Raw genomic sequence first — 13,473 nt, 5'->3', positions numbered from 1 at the left:
GTTCGTTCTGCGCGTCACTGTTTTTCCGCATGCGCGCAGGATGCTCGGGGATACTATTGTTGACCTAAACCTGATTGCCGATATTGGCCTGTAGTACGAATGCCATCTGCCTGGGCACCTTGATCTCGGCCAGTGTGCGCAGTGTTGCCCTGGCCTGGCTCTGCGACTTGAGCACCAGCCGCATGTACCGCTCCATCACATCAAGCTTGTTGCTGGTCAGGGCCTGGATGGCCAACATGGCGAACAGGTCATCCAGCGTGTGCGCTTGAGCAAGTAGCATGCATTCAGCGCGAGACATTTCACCGCTGCGAATCGCGGCAGACTGCCGTGACAACCCACCAACCATCTCGGTGACGACCTGCGAGTGCTCAATGCTCTGGCAGATGGTCTGCATCGAGACGTTGAGACATTCCGGGGTGGTGGCGATGCGCGTTATGGTTTGCCGCCTGCTCTCGGCTGGACGCATGTCGGCACGCAGCTTCAGTTCCATTTCCAACTCGTGTATGTGTACAGCTTAGTTGTGGTCACTAGTGGGTGAAGAGTAATCAGCCAGCCACTCCTCGCCTGTTTGTTCTTGCGGTGTTTTGCGCGAATCAACAGGTTCACTATCTACCGTGTACTCGCATGTACTGATTACCGTATTACCGTGGTTTTCTGTACACGCAGTTTGTTTCGCCTGGAAGCCCCGATTTTGCTGGGCTGGAGCCGAATTCTTGTCCGGCGCTTTTGTCCGGCAGTTGTCCGTCGCTTGTCCGGCAGTTGTCCGTCCGTTGTCCGGCGAAAAGGCTTTGCGCACCTCGACAGCAGTGATGGAAAGGGGGCGGAGCGATCCGGCGTCCAACCGATTTTTTCGGTCGGCTACAATGTCGGCAGTGAACAGGATGCCCCGCAAGTTGCCCAGATAGTCATGGAGCGACGATAGACGCTTGGGCGGGGGAAGCCCGGTTGATTGCCAGAAACGATAGAGATGGCTGCGCTTACCAATGCGAAAGTGCCCCATCGGCAGAGGGGTACCTTTTTTCCCGGCCTTGGTGCTACGGTCACGATTCAGCTCCGCGTTGAAGATGGCGTGGGTATTCAAGCCACCTACAAACGACGGAAGCTGGATCGTCACACCAGCCGCCTTGTGAGGACCATACAAGCCCGTGGAATAACCGCCATACTCATATGCATCCATTCCGAGAGTGACCAGAATTTCACGCAGAAGAGCTGGTGAATGTTTGTCCCACCAATCCTGAGGTACAGGCTTACCGCTGGACGGGCTAATGACGAGCTTGCCACGCTCGATACTGATTTCGACACCTCGGTTGAGCAATTTCCCGACGGTAACGGTCATTGGAGTGCCAAGGCTTTGGTCAGTTTGTCCCCCAGTGCGATCAGACCAACTACAGCGGCCAGCGTCAGCAGCTCGACGACATGCGGGTGACCATAAAGCCAGGCGGAGACTTTCATCAGACAAGCCGGGGCCAGCCCGGCCAGGCGGGTGCGAATGTTCGGCACTGGATTAGCCCTCAGCGGTGGGGCGGGTGGGGCGCGTCATGTAGGCAAACACTTTGCGGGCCTTGTCGCTCTCGCTGGACGGCAGGCTATAGCGCTTCACCTGGCAAGGGTCGCCCCAGCGGTTCGGGACGCGCTCAAAATGGCGATCAATGATCAGCCCGTGACGGTTTTCCAGCTCGGAAATAGTGCTATTCAGACAATGGTCGCCCAGACCTTCTGCCTCGAAGCGGTTGATACTGGTACCCGTCAGCAGACAGGCCAGAATGCGGGCGATCTTGCTCATGCCTTCGGTGCTAGACTGGCCTTCCGACGGGCTGCTCTGCTGGTATTGGGGGCGGCTCTTTTTCATTACGCGCCAACCTCGCCGGTATGGTTGGCGGTGCGGCTGGCCAGGAACTCGGCAAGGTCGCTGATGCGGTACTTCACCAGGCGGCCTACCTTGAGGTAAGGCAGGTTGTAGCGGCCGGTCGAACGCCACACTGCGAGAGTGGACGTCTTAACGTCAATGGCGAAGGCAGCCTGCTCTGGGGCTACGATGAAGATCGGGTTCTCCGGGGTGAAACCAAGCCTTGCGCTGATGTCAGTTTTGAATGCTTCAATGTCGTTGGGTTTAGGGGTGTTCACTGATAGTTCCTCGTTTAAGTTCAACAACAACGAGAAAAGAATCGGGCAACCAACCGTACCCACGACAAGCAGCCCCCCAGCCCCAACTTTTGGGGCTAGTACTGTTTGATAAAGATGTCCCAAGCCTTGGCAAATGCCGTGCTTTTGGCGCTGCCGCCTTTTTTTGAGTTGCCAAACAGCCGACCTTCAGATGTGTAGCCTTGGTCGCTCAACCAGTCCCAGCAGGCTTGGCGTGCCCAAGGTTTCCCCGATTCGCTTTTCGGTGTCCTGAGATTGTCCTTCGTGAATTTGCACTGCGAATCGAACCATTGCTGGATCACCTCGATTCGTTGCTGGGGTATCGACTTGTGCCGTGTGCCCTTGATCTGTGGCTGAGCACCCTGCTCGGCAATTGGCGCTCGCCACGTCGTCTGCGCTTCAATCACCTCAAGCAGCGACTCTTCATGGATGGGCACGTCATGACCGACATTCGCTGCCCAATCAAGGAAAACCTTGAGCTCCCTTAACGTGAATGGGAAGGCGAGTACCGGTTTATCTGGCCTTCCTCTGGGGTGCCTAGCCAACACGGCACGCTCAGCGTCTGTCAGGGATGCCCAGTCCCGATCAGTTGGCAGCTTCAAATAGATGCCATCTCCCCTGATTTCAAACCCGCTTCCGAAGTCATCCAGAGAAGACTCCCCTTCCTCGTACAGCTCCATAATCCTGATGAAGTTGTACTTATCGATCTCAACACCTTCGAATTCGGGGTTTTCTAGATCCACCCCAAGCTCAACGCCCGCCAGTTGATTCCACTTCATAGCATCCTCTTGGTACTTGGTGTAAGCGGCCGGCCAGACTTGCGCCGATGGTTCGGTTATCTGCTGCGACGGTTCGGAATCAAAACCACTGAGGCGGTCTGCTTGACCCCCGCAGCCTCTAGCATGGCTTGCGTCGCCGTCTCGACGGACTGGCGCACCGGGTCGAGGTCGAGGCGGGCATAGATCGCCGTGGCTTGGTGGGTCTTGTGGTTGAGCGACTTCCCGATGATTGCCAGTGATGCGCCGGTCTTGGCCTGCCAGCTTCCAAGGGTGCGCCGCAGATCATGGATGCGCAGGTCGGTCATGTCGTAGAGCGCCGGGTCGATTTTCAGCGCGGCGGCGATGGACCGATAACGCTTCTCTGCGGCGGCTGGCGCGGTTGTAATCTGCTGGTCAGCCTGCTGGCGCTCCTCGGCAGACAGCTTGCCGAGCCCGTCCAGATGGTCGAGAAGGCGGCGCAGGCTGGCGCGCAGCAGGACGGCGGCCCATGCCTTTTTCGGCTCGACCAGATGGCCAGTCTTACCCTCGCCAGGAAATACGAAAGGAGATGTGCCGGTCGTGCGCTTGCGGACCGTGAGTGCGGCCACGGCTTCAGGCGATAAAGTGACGTTCTGCGGTGTGCCATTCTTGGTCATGTCGATGCGCCAGACACGGGCGTCCAGGTCAAGGTCGCGCCAGGCCATTGCCTGTACGTTCGAGCGACGCGCACCAGTGAGCAGCGCCAGCAAAAAGAAGTCGCTCAAGCTCGACTCGCCAATGGCGGCGAACAAATAGGGCAGCTCGGCGGCCTGGGCGAAGCGGTCACGCGACACCACCATGTTTTTCTGAATGTGGCTGGCCGGATTTGTGCCGCTGAAATGTTCATGATCGGTTGCGTAGTTAAAGACCGACGAAATGATGGCGACGGCTTTGTCGGCTTGGCGTGCGCTTTTCTTGCTCACCTTGCTGTGAATCGCCTTCACCTCGGATCGGGTGATATGCGACAGCTTGCTATTGGCGATGGCCGCCATGTGAAGCCGTGCGGTATCGAGGTAGTCCTTTTTTGTGCGCTCGGTGATCGGAGAGCCGTCACGCTTTTTCTTCTTCTCCAGCATCTCGGCCAGCATCTCGGCAAAGGTCGGCTCTTCGCGGATGGCGCGGCGAACGGCTGCCGGGTTAGCGCCGGCCTCAATCTCGGCATTGATGGCAGTGGCCTGCTTGCGTGCCTGTTCGACGGTCATAGTAGGGAAGCGGCCAAGCGTGACCCGCTCCGGCTGGCCTCCTTTCATGCGGCGATAGACGGAAAAGGTTTTGATGCCGGTGAACGACACTCGAAGCTGTAGGCCCTGAATCTTGGTGTCGTGATAGGTGGCGCGCTTGCCGGCCTCAGGTGTCGGCAATGCGGTCAGTCGTTCCTTGCTGAATGAGATATGGCTTTCGCTGCTCATGTCTTCCTCGCCAATTACGGGGTTACGCTGGGGTTACGTTTCAGGTCGAAAATGGTGAATTTTCGTGTAACCCCGTAAAGGCAAGAATAGGCTGAAAGCCTCACTCTGTATAGGCTGATAAGGTTCGTAAATCAGTGGGTATCGTCGAGCCCTCTGACTTGTAATCAGTAGGTCCCGGGTTCGATTCCTGGTGCCGGCACCATACAAAACAAAGACTTACCGTGAAAGCGGTAAGTCTTTTTTGTTGGACGTGGGTTTTCGTGTCTATACCGTGTCTGTTAGGCGGCGGTCTTCGGCCGATAAGTGTTAGACGAGGGGGTTAGCGATTTTCTCGATCAGGCCGGCGTGGTCGTTGTGCACGTTTCCGACGACTCCAGTCGCAGCAGCCGAAGACATGCGGCGCATGTTGAGCGCGCCCTCCTCAAGCCTTGGTTGGTCAGGCGCGACGATGTATAGTTTCAATTAAGTCGGGATGCGCTGACCTTTTTGCGGCGCGTTGGGATTTTTTCTCTCCTGGCTTACCTAATCCTTGCAGGCCGCCATTGTGCGGCCTGCTTTCGTTTTGGGGGGCAGCGGATGCACTTGCTATACGTTGATGAGTCGGGGGCGGCAGGTGACTGCCATTCCTACCGCGACCCAAACAAATGCCCAACTCCGAGATCAGCGGACTTGGAGGGAGCGCTGGCAAGGTCTGTGCGGTTGGTTTCTAAGCACTGGCCATGAAGCCCCACAAGCCGAACTGTTGAGCGCTGCGGTTTCTCAGCCACCAAATTGCCGACCATTCAAGGCATCGCCCAGGCCTCGCTCTCAGGGCTGGCGCCAACCTATGCAGAAGCCGCCCGGATGGATGACGAGAATTTGATCGAGCGGCTGACCACCCTACGCGGTGTCAGTCGCTGGACCGTGGAAATGTTCCTGATCTATACCCTCGAATGCATAAAAATCCTGCCGGCGACGACTTCGGTGTGCGTGAGGGCTATCGGCGCTTCAAGGGGCTGGAGGCGCAATTGACGCGCAAGCAGATGATCGAGACGGCGCGGCCCTGGAGTCCCTGGCGGACGGTAGCGGCCTGGTATCTGTGGCGGGCGCCGGCCCGTTGAAGCACCCGGTTCCATCAAGGGACCGATGCCGTTGTCACTTGCACGACGGGGCCCGATGCAACTGGTTCGAGCATCGGCTCATTGCCGCGCAGCTGCCGGATTTGCCGAATCTGCTGGACCCTGTTCAAGTTTTCCCAGGCGACGGCATAATGCCCCGGTGACTGCTCGATCGCGCTGCGGAAGAACTGCTCGGCCACATCCAGCTTGCCTTCCACCAGGCAGACATAGCCGACATCATTGCTGGCTTCAGGACGCTTTTCGATCTGTTCAAAGGCAGAGACGGCTTCCTCATAACGCGCCATGCGAGCCAGCAACAACCCGTAGTTGCGCCAGAGCGGTTTGTAGGACGCGTCGTAGCTCACACCACGCTGGTACATGCGCTCGGCTTCCGGCCATTGCCCGGCCATGTAATGGGAGTACCCCAGGCTATTCTGCACCAGCGCTGAATGCGGCTCGATGAGCTCGGCCAGACGGTAATAGTCCAGGGCCTCGGAGAAGTCGTTCCGCAGGTCCGCGAGCACCCCCAGCCCGTTGTAGGCCTTGAGCGGCGACTTGCTGTCGACCTTGAGTTCAGCCGCCCCTGGCAGGCTTTTGTCCTGGCCATTGCCAAAGCGTTTCTGGTCCACGGCGACCGCCTGCAACAGCAACTCCTTTGCGCGCTCATGATTACGCGTGGCCAGGCTCAGCAGGCCCATTTCCGTCAGGGCATCGAGATTGCCCGGATCATTGGTCAGTACCTCGGTGAAGGCCATCTCGGCAAGCTGGCTATTGCCGCGTTCGCGGTGGATGCGGCCGACCCAGACCAGGGCCGCATAGCGTTTGGGTGCCAGTTCAAGGACGCGCAGGTACTGGAACAGTGCCTGGTCCAGGTCACCTGCCTGGTAAGCCATCGCAGCGACCTGCATCGCCTGATCGGGCGAGCTGCTCTGCGTCTGGACCTGATAGAGCACCGAATTGCCACCGGCGTAGATTGAACGCCCCCCGTTCAACTCCGGCCCCATGCTCTGACACCCCGAAAGCACGGCCGTCATGGTCAACAGCAAACTGATCCTGTTCATGTCATAGCTTCCCGAACGTTCTAAGTATCCCGATGATCACCGGGCCGATGGCTACCAGAAAGAAGCTCGGCCACAGGCAGAAGATTAGTGGGAAAATCAGCTTGGTACCGATTTTCGCCCCCATTTCTTCAGCGGCCTGCGTGCGCCGGTCACGGAACTCCTCGGCATAGATGCGCAAGGTATCGGCCACGCTGGTACCGAAGCGGATACTCTGCGCCAACAGGCTGACCAGGCCTTGTATGTCTTCCAGGCCGGTGCGGTCGGCCAGTTGCTTGAGCGCCTCGGCGCTGGAAATACCGGCGCGGATTTGCGCATTGACCAGGGCCAGTTCTTCGGCCAACTCGGCCTGGCTGACCGCCATTTCATCGGCCACGCGTTCGATAGCCTGGGGCAAGGCCAGGCCCGACTCCACGCAAACCACCATCAGGTCCAGGGCATCGGGAAAGGCGGCACGCAACCGACCCTGCCGAGCCTTCTTGCGCTTGTCGACATACACTGCCGGCAGCAGCCACCCGACGGCAGCCGCCATGAGCACCACACCTATGCCCATGGTCAGGGAAAGCTTGGGAACCAGTGGCAATATCAACAGTGCAATACCGACCAGCATCAGCGGTAACAGCAAGCGCACCGCCCAGTACATCTGTACCGCTGACGACGAGCCGTAACCGGCGTGGGTCAACAGGCTTCGGGTGGCCGATGCCTGAGCCGTCGCGGACGAGCCGAAGCGCTGACCGACCCGTTCCAGCAGTAGCTGCAGGTTGCCTGGCGCCTCCCGTCCGGCCGCACCGCTGGAATGGCCGCGCTTGATCAATGCAAGACGACGTTGCAACGGGTCCTGAAGCCCCAACAACAGCAACGCCACAGTGATGACCGCGAGTACCGTGCTCATCCCGATCGCGCCGACGACCAACAGGCGTGCCAGTGCCTCATTGTCCGTCACCCGACTCAACAGCCCGAGCAAATAGTCCATGACCAACGTCCCCCTTGCGAGAACTGCTTAAACCTGGATCCGGATGATTTTGCGGATCCAGAAAATCCCGACCAACATGGAGCCAAAAGCCGCCATGATCAGCTTATGCCCGACGGGATCCTTGACCAGCAAAGTCAAATAGTCGGGGCTCGTGAGAATGATCGCCCCCGCCAGAACGAAGGGTATGGCCACCAACACCCAGGCCGACATTCGCCCTTCGGCCGACATTGTCCTGACCTTGCGCTGGAAGCGGAAACGCCCCCGGATCAGACTGCTCAGGCGCTCCAGTACTTCGGTCAGGTTGCCGCCGGTCTCGCGATGAATGAGGATCGAGGTCACCAGCATCATCACCGTCATGCTCGGCATCCTCTCCAGCAGGCCGAGCATGGCCCGGCGCACATCATTGCCATAGTTGATGTCGGCGAAAGTCAGGCCGAACTCATGTGCCACCGGCCCCTTGTGTTCATCGGCCACCAGGCGCAGGGTTTCATTGAACGGATGCCCGGCGCGCAAGGCCCGGCACATGGCTTCCAGCGCATCCGGCAAGCCCTCCTCGAACTTAGCGAAACGCTTGCCGCGGTCATGGATGATTTTCAGCAGCGGCAGCCAGAACGCCACGAAGGCCGCCGCCAGCGCCAGCCACCAGTAAGGTAAGAACAGCCAAGCCGCCGCCCCAGCAGCCGCAGCCAGAACAAACCCGAGCAGCAGTACCCGATAGGCCCGGTACTCATGCCCGGCCTGTTCGATCATCTGCGTCAGCGTAGCCATGAAGGGCAATTGCTCGAGCCGGGCCTCCAGTGGCGACAAGCGTGTCAGGTATTTCTGCCGCAGCACGGTCTGCATGTTCGGCAGCTGGCTGGCCCGCTCCAGGATGACGAGACGGCCGCGGATACGCTTGCGCATCTTGCCCGCCTCGCCGAACACCGGCACCACTACCCCCTGGCTGAGGAGGAACACGGCAACGAACACCATGCCAAGGAATATCAGGATATATTCGCCGGGTATCTGGTTCATGGCTGACGCCCCTCCATCCATTCCGGCCTGAACAGCGCGAGCGGCAATTCGATGCCGCGCTTGGCCAACTCATCGCGAAAGGCCGGGACCATGCCGCTGGGCCGATAGTCGCCGAGCACCTGGCCCTGCTCGCCCAGGCCATTGCGGACAAAAGAGAAAATCTCGGTCATGGTGATGATCTCGCCCTCCATGCCGTTGATCTCCTGCACGCTGACCAGGCGCCGCTTGCCGTCCTCCTGACGCTCCAGCTGGATCACCACATCGATGGCCGATGCGATCTGCTGACGCATGGCCTTGATCGGGAACGTAGCGCCGGACATGGACACCATGTTCTCGATCCGGCCCAGAGCGTCGCGCGCGGTGTTGGCGTGGATCGTGGTCAGCGAGCCATCGTGGCCGGTGTTCATCGCCGTCAGCATGTCCAGCGCCTCGGCGCCGCGTACCTCACCGATCACAATGCGGTCCGGACGCATCCGCAGGCTGTTGCGCACCAGCTCACGCTGGCCTACCTCGCCACGCCCCTCGATATTCGAAGGCCGTGTTTCCAGGCGCACCACATGCGGCTGCTGCAGTTGCAGCTCGGCCGAATCCTCGATGGTGACGATCCGCTCGTTATGGGGAATGAAACTGGACAGCACATTGAGCATGGTGGTCTTGCCGCTGCCCGTGCCGCCGGAGATCAGCACGTTCAGGCGCCCACGCACGATCGCCTTGAGCAGCAAGGCGATTGCCGGCGTCAGGGTACCCGTCTGGATCAGGCTATCGGTATTGAGCAGGTCCACCGCAAAGCGGCGGATCGAGACGCTCGGCCCGTCGATGGCCAGCGGCGGGATGATCGCATTGACCCGCGAACCGTCCTTGAGCCGGGCATCGACCAAAGGCGAAGACTCATCGATACGCCGGCCCAGGCTGGAAACGATGCGATCGATGATGTTCAGCAGGTGCTGGTCATCGCGAAAACGCACGTCGGTGCGCTGCAGCTTGCCGAAGCGTTCGACGTACACCGAATCATGGCCGTTGACCAGAATGTCGGACACACTGTGGTCGGCCAGCAACGGCTCCAGGGGGCCAAGGCCAAGTACTTCGTCGGTGATCTGCTTGATGATCAGCTGGCGGCTGGCAGAACTCACCGGCGCCGAATGTTCATCGAGCAGGCGCTGGCAAATATCGCGGATCTGGCGCACGGCCTCGGCCTGCTCGAGCGAGTCGAGCAAGGACAGGTCCATGACCTTGAGCAGTTGCTGGTAGGTTTTCTCCCGCCACTCGGCTTCCACCAGCGTGACCTGGCTCCTGGTTTCGTAAGGAATGTCCGGCGCTGAATGCTCCCACGCCATCAACGCCTCTGCCGGGTCCTGCAGGTCGCCATTCTGATTGGGCGGCGATGTGTCGAGGTTGCCGGCCTGTTTGCGCAAGCGGTTACGGAACTCGCTAAGCATGGTTCACCCCCGAAAAACACGGTTGAAGGCGCGTTTGAACAATCCTGGATCCCTGTCCACCTGATTGCCGACCAACTCCTCGGTCAACCCACGCAGCGCCGTGGTGATCGCTGCCCGTGGTGCTTGCAGGCCCAATGGCACGCCGGTGTTCTGACTCTGGTTGACGACGCTGAAGTCATTGGGCAGTTTCACTATATTCGTGCAGCGCAGCGCCTCGCCGATATCCTTGAGGCTGATCGCCGCCGCCTTGTCGTAGCGGTTGACCACCACCTGCAGTTGATTGCCACGCACGCCCAGGTCATCGCGCAGAATGCGCACCAGGGAACTGGCATCGCGCAGATGGTTGACGCTCTGCTGCACCACGACGTAGACCTTGTCCGCCTGCTCCAGCACAGAAGCGGTGATGTGATCGATTTGCCGCGGCAAGTCCGCCACTACCCAGTCATAGCTGGAGCGAGACAACTGCAGCAGTGCATCGAGTTGTTCGGCCCGGACATCCTGCGGCAGGCACAGCTCACTGGCCCGGCTGCCGAGCACATGCAAGGTCGGGCTGAAATGGCTGCAGAAACCGCGCAGTGCCACACCATCCAACTCATCGATTTGCTGCAACACCTCCAATTGGCTGTGCGACTGCGCCACATCCAGGTGATGCGACACGCTGCCAAATTGCAGGTCCAGATCCAGCAACAGGGTGCTGCCCTTGACGCTGAGCTGCTGAGCCAGGTTGCAGGCGAGTAATGTGCCACCGGAACCGCCCTTGGCATTCATTACCGCGATCAGTTTCCCCGCTGCCCCGCCGCCGGCCTGGGTCTCCATGACCATGCGACCCAGGGCGTCGACCAACTCTGTCGCAACGACTGGCTCCGGCAGGAAGTCACGGGCGCCGGCCTGCATCGCCAAGCGCATGCCCTCCTGCTCGTCCAGCAGGCCACACACCAACAGGGGCGGTCGCTCATGGGCCGGACGTTGCAACAGTGCCGCCAGCTCCTCACGCCACAGGTGGCTGACGCGCAACAGCAACAGATCGGGCATCCGCTCCAGGCCGTACAGCGGGTCTGTGTGCCCGTTGCTCACCAGGCGCGCGCTCACCTCCAGGCCGGGTACGCGCTGGGTAAGGGTTTGCAGGTGACGCAAGGCCGCGGCGTCACGGCTGCTGATCAGCAGGCGCAGGCCGGGTTTGCCGGACGTAACAGATACAGAAGGCTCCCTAAGATTCAGCATGGCGTGATCTCCGGTACTACACCCGCCTCGGAATGACGCCCGAGGCTTTCGCGAGGCAAGGTCGCCCTGAATACTGGCAGGGTAATGGGCACGCCAAACCCTGGAATAAACAGGTCGAATTTAAAGTTTTCCAGGGTTAACCGAACATAACGGATGGCGCGGAACCCGGTGGCGCTGACAAGATCGTTGGGACTGGCTACCGGCCCGCCGTCCTTGTCCAGATAGGTCAGGATCAGGTCCGAGGTGTCCAGGTTGGCGATAAGACCGCTGGCGCCCTTGTCCCCTGCCGTGTTGTAGATCGCTCGGCGCAAGACTACCGGGTCGCTGATATTGCACACCGCCGCCAGACGCGCGCCGCGACGCACCGTTTCATTGAGGGCGTTCACGGTGAAGTACAGACGGCCCATTTCCAGCACCCCGAACAACAGCGTGAACATCAACAGGCCAATGATGGCGAACTCCACCACGTACACCCCTTGCATGCCTCTGCGATTCATCACAGTGCCCTCATCACGGTGGTGGCGACCAACGGGAAGTTCAGCGCCACCCCGCCCCCGATAAAGGCAGGAATGCCGTTGGCAATCAGTGGAGAGAAGTTATAACTGATGCTCACCTGCACGTGGTCGTCAGTGCCTGCCACCTTTGAAACCTGCACAGTAGTGTTGGCCGGAATTCCCGGCTGGCTGCAGGGCGGCTTAGTGGGCGCACCGTGCACCGCAACGTACTTGGTCATGCACTCAAGATCTGCACTCACCTCGACCCTGCCAAGGGTCGAGTTCCAGGCCTGGCCGGCGACGAAACGCGCGGCATCACGGCTGGCCTGCAGCAAGCTGTTGTACTGGTAAAGCATGCGGCCGAACTCGCCGAAGGCCAGCAACGCCAGCAACAATAGCGGCAGGGCGATCGTGAACTCGACCATTGCCACGCCCTGCTGGCGCTGTGCACGTTTGAACCTTTGAAGTTCCATGACACCCTCCTAGGAGTCGGTGCTCGGTGTGCCGCTGCCATTGAGAAAGGTTTTGTAGAGCTGAATGATCTGCGGGCCGGAATCGCTCTTCGGCATGGGCCCGGGAACGTTGTCGCCTTCGCACTGCTTGACGAACTGGCCGAAGATTTGCGAATCCCCACCGCTATGTTCGGCCGGCTGCACCACGTAGAAACAGCCAAAACCGATGACGGGGATCGAGGATGCACCCGCATTTTTCCCCGCGCAGTTGCCCACCACGATTTTCAGTATCCGCCGCTCGAAGACCCCCTTTGCCTGGCAACCCCCACCCCCGCCTGCGACACACGCGGCAGAACGCTCGGCGTAGTCGTTGTAGTCGAACAGCGACGCGCTGGCGGTGGCGAGGTGGCCATTGCTCGAAGTGACGGGTTGGCCCTGGTACTCCACCCGCTGCGGCGAGCTTTTGTCGTTGTACTTCATCAGCGGTTTATCGAAGTTAGTCACCAGGTCCGGCGGATAGTCCGAACCCTTGAACGACCCGGAGTAGTCGCCGAAGCGCGTATTCAACCCTTGAACGGAAGGGCCAACCGTGTTGCCAGGCTTGGTGTCGACATTGTCGCCGACATTGCGGCAAACCGAGCCGCCGCCGGCCATGAGTTCGCCAACGTCCTTGCCGCCCGCGCCAAAATCGAGCAACTGAAAATTGCCGGGGCCAATGGGATCGTTGTTCTTGGCGGCTGACTTCAAGACCTCCAGATCACCGAAGCGATACCCCCAGAACATGCCGGCATCCGGATCGTATTGAGCCGGATTGCCACAGACCAGCAGCGGCGCAAGATCACATGGGCTGGTCGGGCTCGGCCCGGCGGTGGCGATTGCCCCCACTGCCTTGGTCGCCGCGGCGCCTGTGCCGAATGACTGGGCAAAGTTCCAGAAAAAACCCGCCAGGGAATAGTTCGTTACCGAGACCCGCACATAGTTGGCATTGGCCGGCCCGGGGAAAGAGAAAGGTCCATAAACATTGTCTGCCAACTCCACCACGGCGAATGCTTCAGGCTTGCCGCCAATTGCCGTCGCCAGTTCCTTGTTGCCCGTGGCATTGGCATTTTCCTTCAGGGTATTGAGCGCGGCAGCGCGCGTCGTGCTCGCAGCATTGCCAGCGCCCATCACCTGACTCAGCGTCTTGGCCCCGCTCAGGGCGGCGGCGTCCACGGCGTTCTGCAGACGAGTCTTGTTCAACAGCATATGGCCCCCGTCCAGCACCAACGCCGCCATCATCAATATCGCTGCCAGGGCGATCACTATCAGTACGGTCACTGCCCCCCTCTGTTGGCCTGGCAGCGCAGTGAACGTCCGTTGAATTCGGGGAGTCTTCATCAT

The 13,473-nt window shown here is 59.9% G+C and carries 15 protein-coding genes and 1 pseudogene; 1 reads left to right on the top strand and 15 read right to left on the bottom strand.

Annotation, left to right across the window (positions count from 1 at the left end; genetic code table 11):
* Positions 1 to 64 precede the first annotated feature (64 nt).
* The 7 genes from NVV94_RS01400 to NVV94_RS01370 form a co-directional block, all read right to left on the bottom strand.
* Positions 65 to 490, bottom strand: coding sequence for a hypothetical protein (locus NVV94_RS01400; protein ID WP_258445486.1), 426 nt, complete (start codon positions 488 to 490; stop codon positions 65 to 67).
* A gap of 24 nt (positions 491 to 514) precedes the next feature.
* Positions 515 to 1,336: a hypothetical protein gene (locus NVV94_RS01395; RefSeq protein ID WP_258445485.1), complete on the bottom strand. Its 822-nt coding sequence runs from the start codon at positions 1,334 to 1,336 to the stop codon at positions 515 to 517.
* Complete coding sequence (locus tag NVV94_RS01390; protein WP_258445484.1) at positions 1,333 to 1,500, bottom strand: hypothetical protein; 168 nt, start codon at positions 1,498 to 1,500, stop codon at positions 1,333 to 1,335. The genes NVV94_RS01395 and NVV94_RS01390 overlap by 4 nt, the downstream gene beginning before the upstream one ends.
* A 4-nt stretch (positions 1,501 to 1,504) precedes the next feature.
* Positions 1,505 to 1,849, bottom strand: a complete 345-nt coding sequence (locus NVV94_RS01385; RefSeq protein WP_258445482.1) for a hypothetical protein — start codon at positions 1,847 to 1,849, stop codon at positions 1,505 to 1,507.
* Positions 1,849 to 2,124: a helix-turn-helix domain-containing protein gene (locus tag NVV94_RS01380; protein ID WP_258445481.1), complete on the bottom strand. Its 276-nt coding sequence runs from the start codon at positions 2,122 to 2,124 to the stop codon at positions 1,849 to 1,851. Before NVV94_RS01380 ends, NVV94_RS01385 begins: the two co-directional genes overlap by 1 nt.
* Positions 2,125 to 2,219: 95 nt before the next feature.
* Positions 2,220 to 2,921, bottom strand: a complete 702-nt coding sequence (locus NVV94_RS01375) for a hypothetical protein (RefSeq protein WP_258445480.1) — start codon at positions 2,919 to 2,921, stop codon at positions 2,220 to 2,222.
* Positions 2,922 to 2,977: 56 nt separating this feature from the next.
* On the bottom strand, positions 2,978 to 4,348 hold the full coding sequence (locus tag NVV94_RS01370) for a site-specific integrase (protein WP_258445479.1): 1,371 nt from the start codon (positions 4,346 to 4,348) through the stop codon (positions 2,978 to 2,980).
* A 750-nt stretch (positions 4,349 to 5,098) separates the two neighbouring features.
* Here NVV94_RS01370 and NVV94_RS01365 point away from each other — a divergent pair.
* Positions 5,099 to 5,448: pseudogene (locus NVV94_RS01365) on the top strand (DNA-3-methyladenine glycosylase family protein); the annotation flags it as partial.
* A gap of 14 nt (positions 5,449 to 5,462) precedes the next feature.
* Here NVV94_RS01365 and NVV94_RS01360 read toward each other — a convergent pair.
* From NVV94_RS01360 to NVV94_RS01325, 8 genes are read right to left on the bottom strand one after another with little or no spacing between them, the layout of a single operon-like run.
* On the bottom strand, positions 5,463 to 6,506 hold the full coding sequence (locus NVV94_RS01360) for a lipopolysaccharide assembly protein LapB (protein ID WP_258445478.1): 1,044 nt from the start codon (positions 6,504 to 6,506) through the stop codon (positions 5,463 to 5,465).
* 1 nt (position 6,507) lies between these two features.
* On the bottom strand, positions 6,508 to 7,476 hold the full coding sequence (locus NVV94_RS01355; protein WP_258445477.1) for a type II secretion system F family protein: 969 nt from the start codon (positions 7,474 to 7,476) through the stop codon (positions 6,508 to 6,510).
* A 27-nt stretch (positions 7,477 to 7,503) separates the two neighbouring features.
* On the bottom strand, positions 7,504 to 8,490 hold the full coding sequence (locus NVV94_RS01350; RefSeq protein ID WP_258445476.1) for a type II secretion system F family protein: 987 nt from the start codon (positions 8,488 to 8,490) through the stop codon (positions 7,504 to 7,506).
* Entirely contained in the window at positions 8,487 to 9,926 is a 1,440-nt protein-coding gene (locus NVV94_RS01345) for a CpaF family protein (protein ID WP_258445475.1), read from the bottom strand. The genes NVV94_RS01350 and NVV94_RS01345 overlap by 4 nt, the downstream gene beginning before the upstream one ends.
* 3 nt (positions 9,927 to 9,929) lie before the next feature.
* Positions 9,930 to 11,147: an AAA family ATPase gene (locus NVV94_RS01340; protein ID WP_258445474.1), complete on the bottom strand. Its 1,218-nt coding sequence runs from the start codon at positions 11,145 to 11,147 to the stop codon at positions 9,930 to 9,932.
* On the bottom strand, positions 11,141 to 11,644 hold the full coding sequence (locus NVV94_RS01335) for a TadE/TadG family type IV pilus assembly protein (protein WP_258445473.1): 504 nt from the start codon (positions 11,642 to 11,644) through the stop codon (positions 11,141 to 11,143). The genes NVV94_RS01340 and NVV94_RS01335 overlap by 7 nt, the downstream gene beginning before the upstream one ends.
* Positions 11,644 to 12,114: a TadE family protein gene (locus tag NVV94_RS01330; protein WP_258445472.1), complete on the bottom strand. Its 471-nt coding sequence runs from the start codon at positions 12,112 to 12,114 to the stop codon at positions 11,644 to 11,646. The genes NVV94_RS01335 and NVV94_RS01330 overlap by 1 nt, the downstream gene beginning before the upstream one ends.
* Positions 12,115 to 12,123: 9 nt before the next feature.
* Positions 12,124 to 13,470 carry a TadE/TadG family type IV pilus assembly protein gene (locus NVV94_RS01325; protein WP_258447593.1) on the bottom strand — a complete coding sequence of 449 codons (1,347 nt, stop codon included), beginning with the start codon at positions 13,468 to 13,470 and terminating at the stop codon, positions 12,124 to 12,126.
* Between the last annotated feature and the right edge of the window lie 3 nt (positions 13,471 to 13,473).

This window comes from Pseudomonas sp. LS1212 (assembly GCF_024741815.1).
Classification (GTDB): Bacteria; Pseudomonadota; Gammaproteobacteria; order Pseudomonadales; family Pseudomonadaceae; genus Aquipseudomonas.
This window is presented reverse-complemented; position numbering and strand designations above follow the sequence as displayed.

Bases quoted from the DNA above. Each gene is read 5' to 3' on its own strand.
- NVV94_RS01335 (WP_258445473.1), bottom strand. From the start codon at position 11,644: ATGAATCGCAGAGGCATGCAAGGGGTGTACGTGGTGGAGTTCGCCATC.
- NVV94_RS01325 (WP_258447593.1), bottom strand. From the start codon at position 13,470: ATGAAGACTCCCCGAATTCAACGGACGTTCACTGCGCTGCCAGGCCAA.
- NVV94_RS01360 (WP_258445478.1), bottom strand. From the start codon at position 6,506: ATGAACAGGATCAGTTTGCTGTTGACCATGACGGCCGTGCTTTCGGGG.
- NVV94_RS01395 (WP_258445485.1), bottom strand. From the start codon at position 1,336: ATGACCGTTACCGTCGGGAAATTGCTCAACCGAGGTGTCGAAATCAGT.
- NVV94_RS01340 (WP_258445474.1), bottom strand. From the start codon at position 11,147: ATGCTGAATCTTAGGGAGCCTTCTGTATCTGTTACGTCCGGCAAACCC.
- NVV94_RS01370 (WP_258445479.1), bottom strand. From the start codon at position 4,348: ATGAGCAGCGAAAGCCATATCTCATTCAGCAAGGAACGACTGACCGCA.
- NVV94_RS01385 (WP_258445482.1), bottom strand. From the start codon at position 1,849: ATGAAAAAGAGCCGCCCCCAATACCAGCAGAGCAGCCCGTCGGAAGGC.
- NVV94_RS01355 (WP_258445477.1), bottom strand. From the start codon at position 7,476: ATGGACTATTTGCTCGGGCTGTTGAGTCGGGTGACGGACAATGAGGCA.
- NVV94_RS01330 (WP_258445472.1), bottom strand. From the start codon at position 12,114: ATGGAACTTCAAAGGTTCAAACGTGCACAGCGCCAGCAGGGCGTGGCA.
- NVV94_RS01375 (WP_258445480.1), bottom strand. From the start codon at position 2,921: ATGAAGTGGAATCAACTGGCGGGCGTTGAGCTTGGGGTGGATCTAGAA.
- NVV94_RS01350 (WP_258445476.1), bottom strand. From the start codon at position 8,490: ATGAACCAGATACCCGGCGAATATATCCTGATATTCCTTGGCATGGTG.
- NVV94_RS01400 (WP_258445486.1), bottom strand. From the start codon at position 490: ATGGAACTGAAGCTGCGTGCCGACATGCGTCCAGCCGAGAGCAGGCGG.
- NVV94_RS01345 (WP_258445475.1), bottom strand. From the start codon at position 9,926: ATGCTTAGCGAGTTCCGTAACCGCTTGCGCAAACAGGCCGGCAACCTC.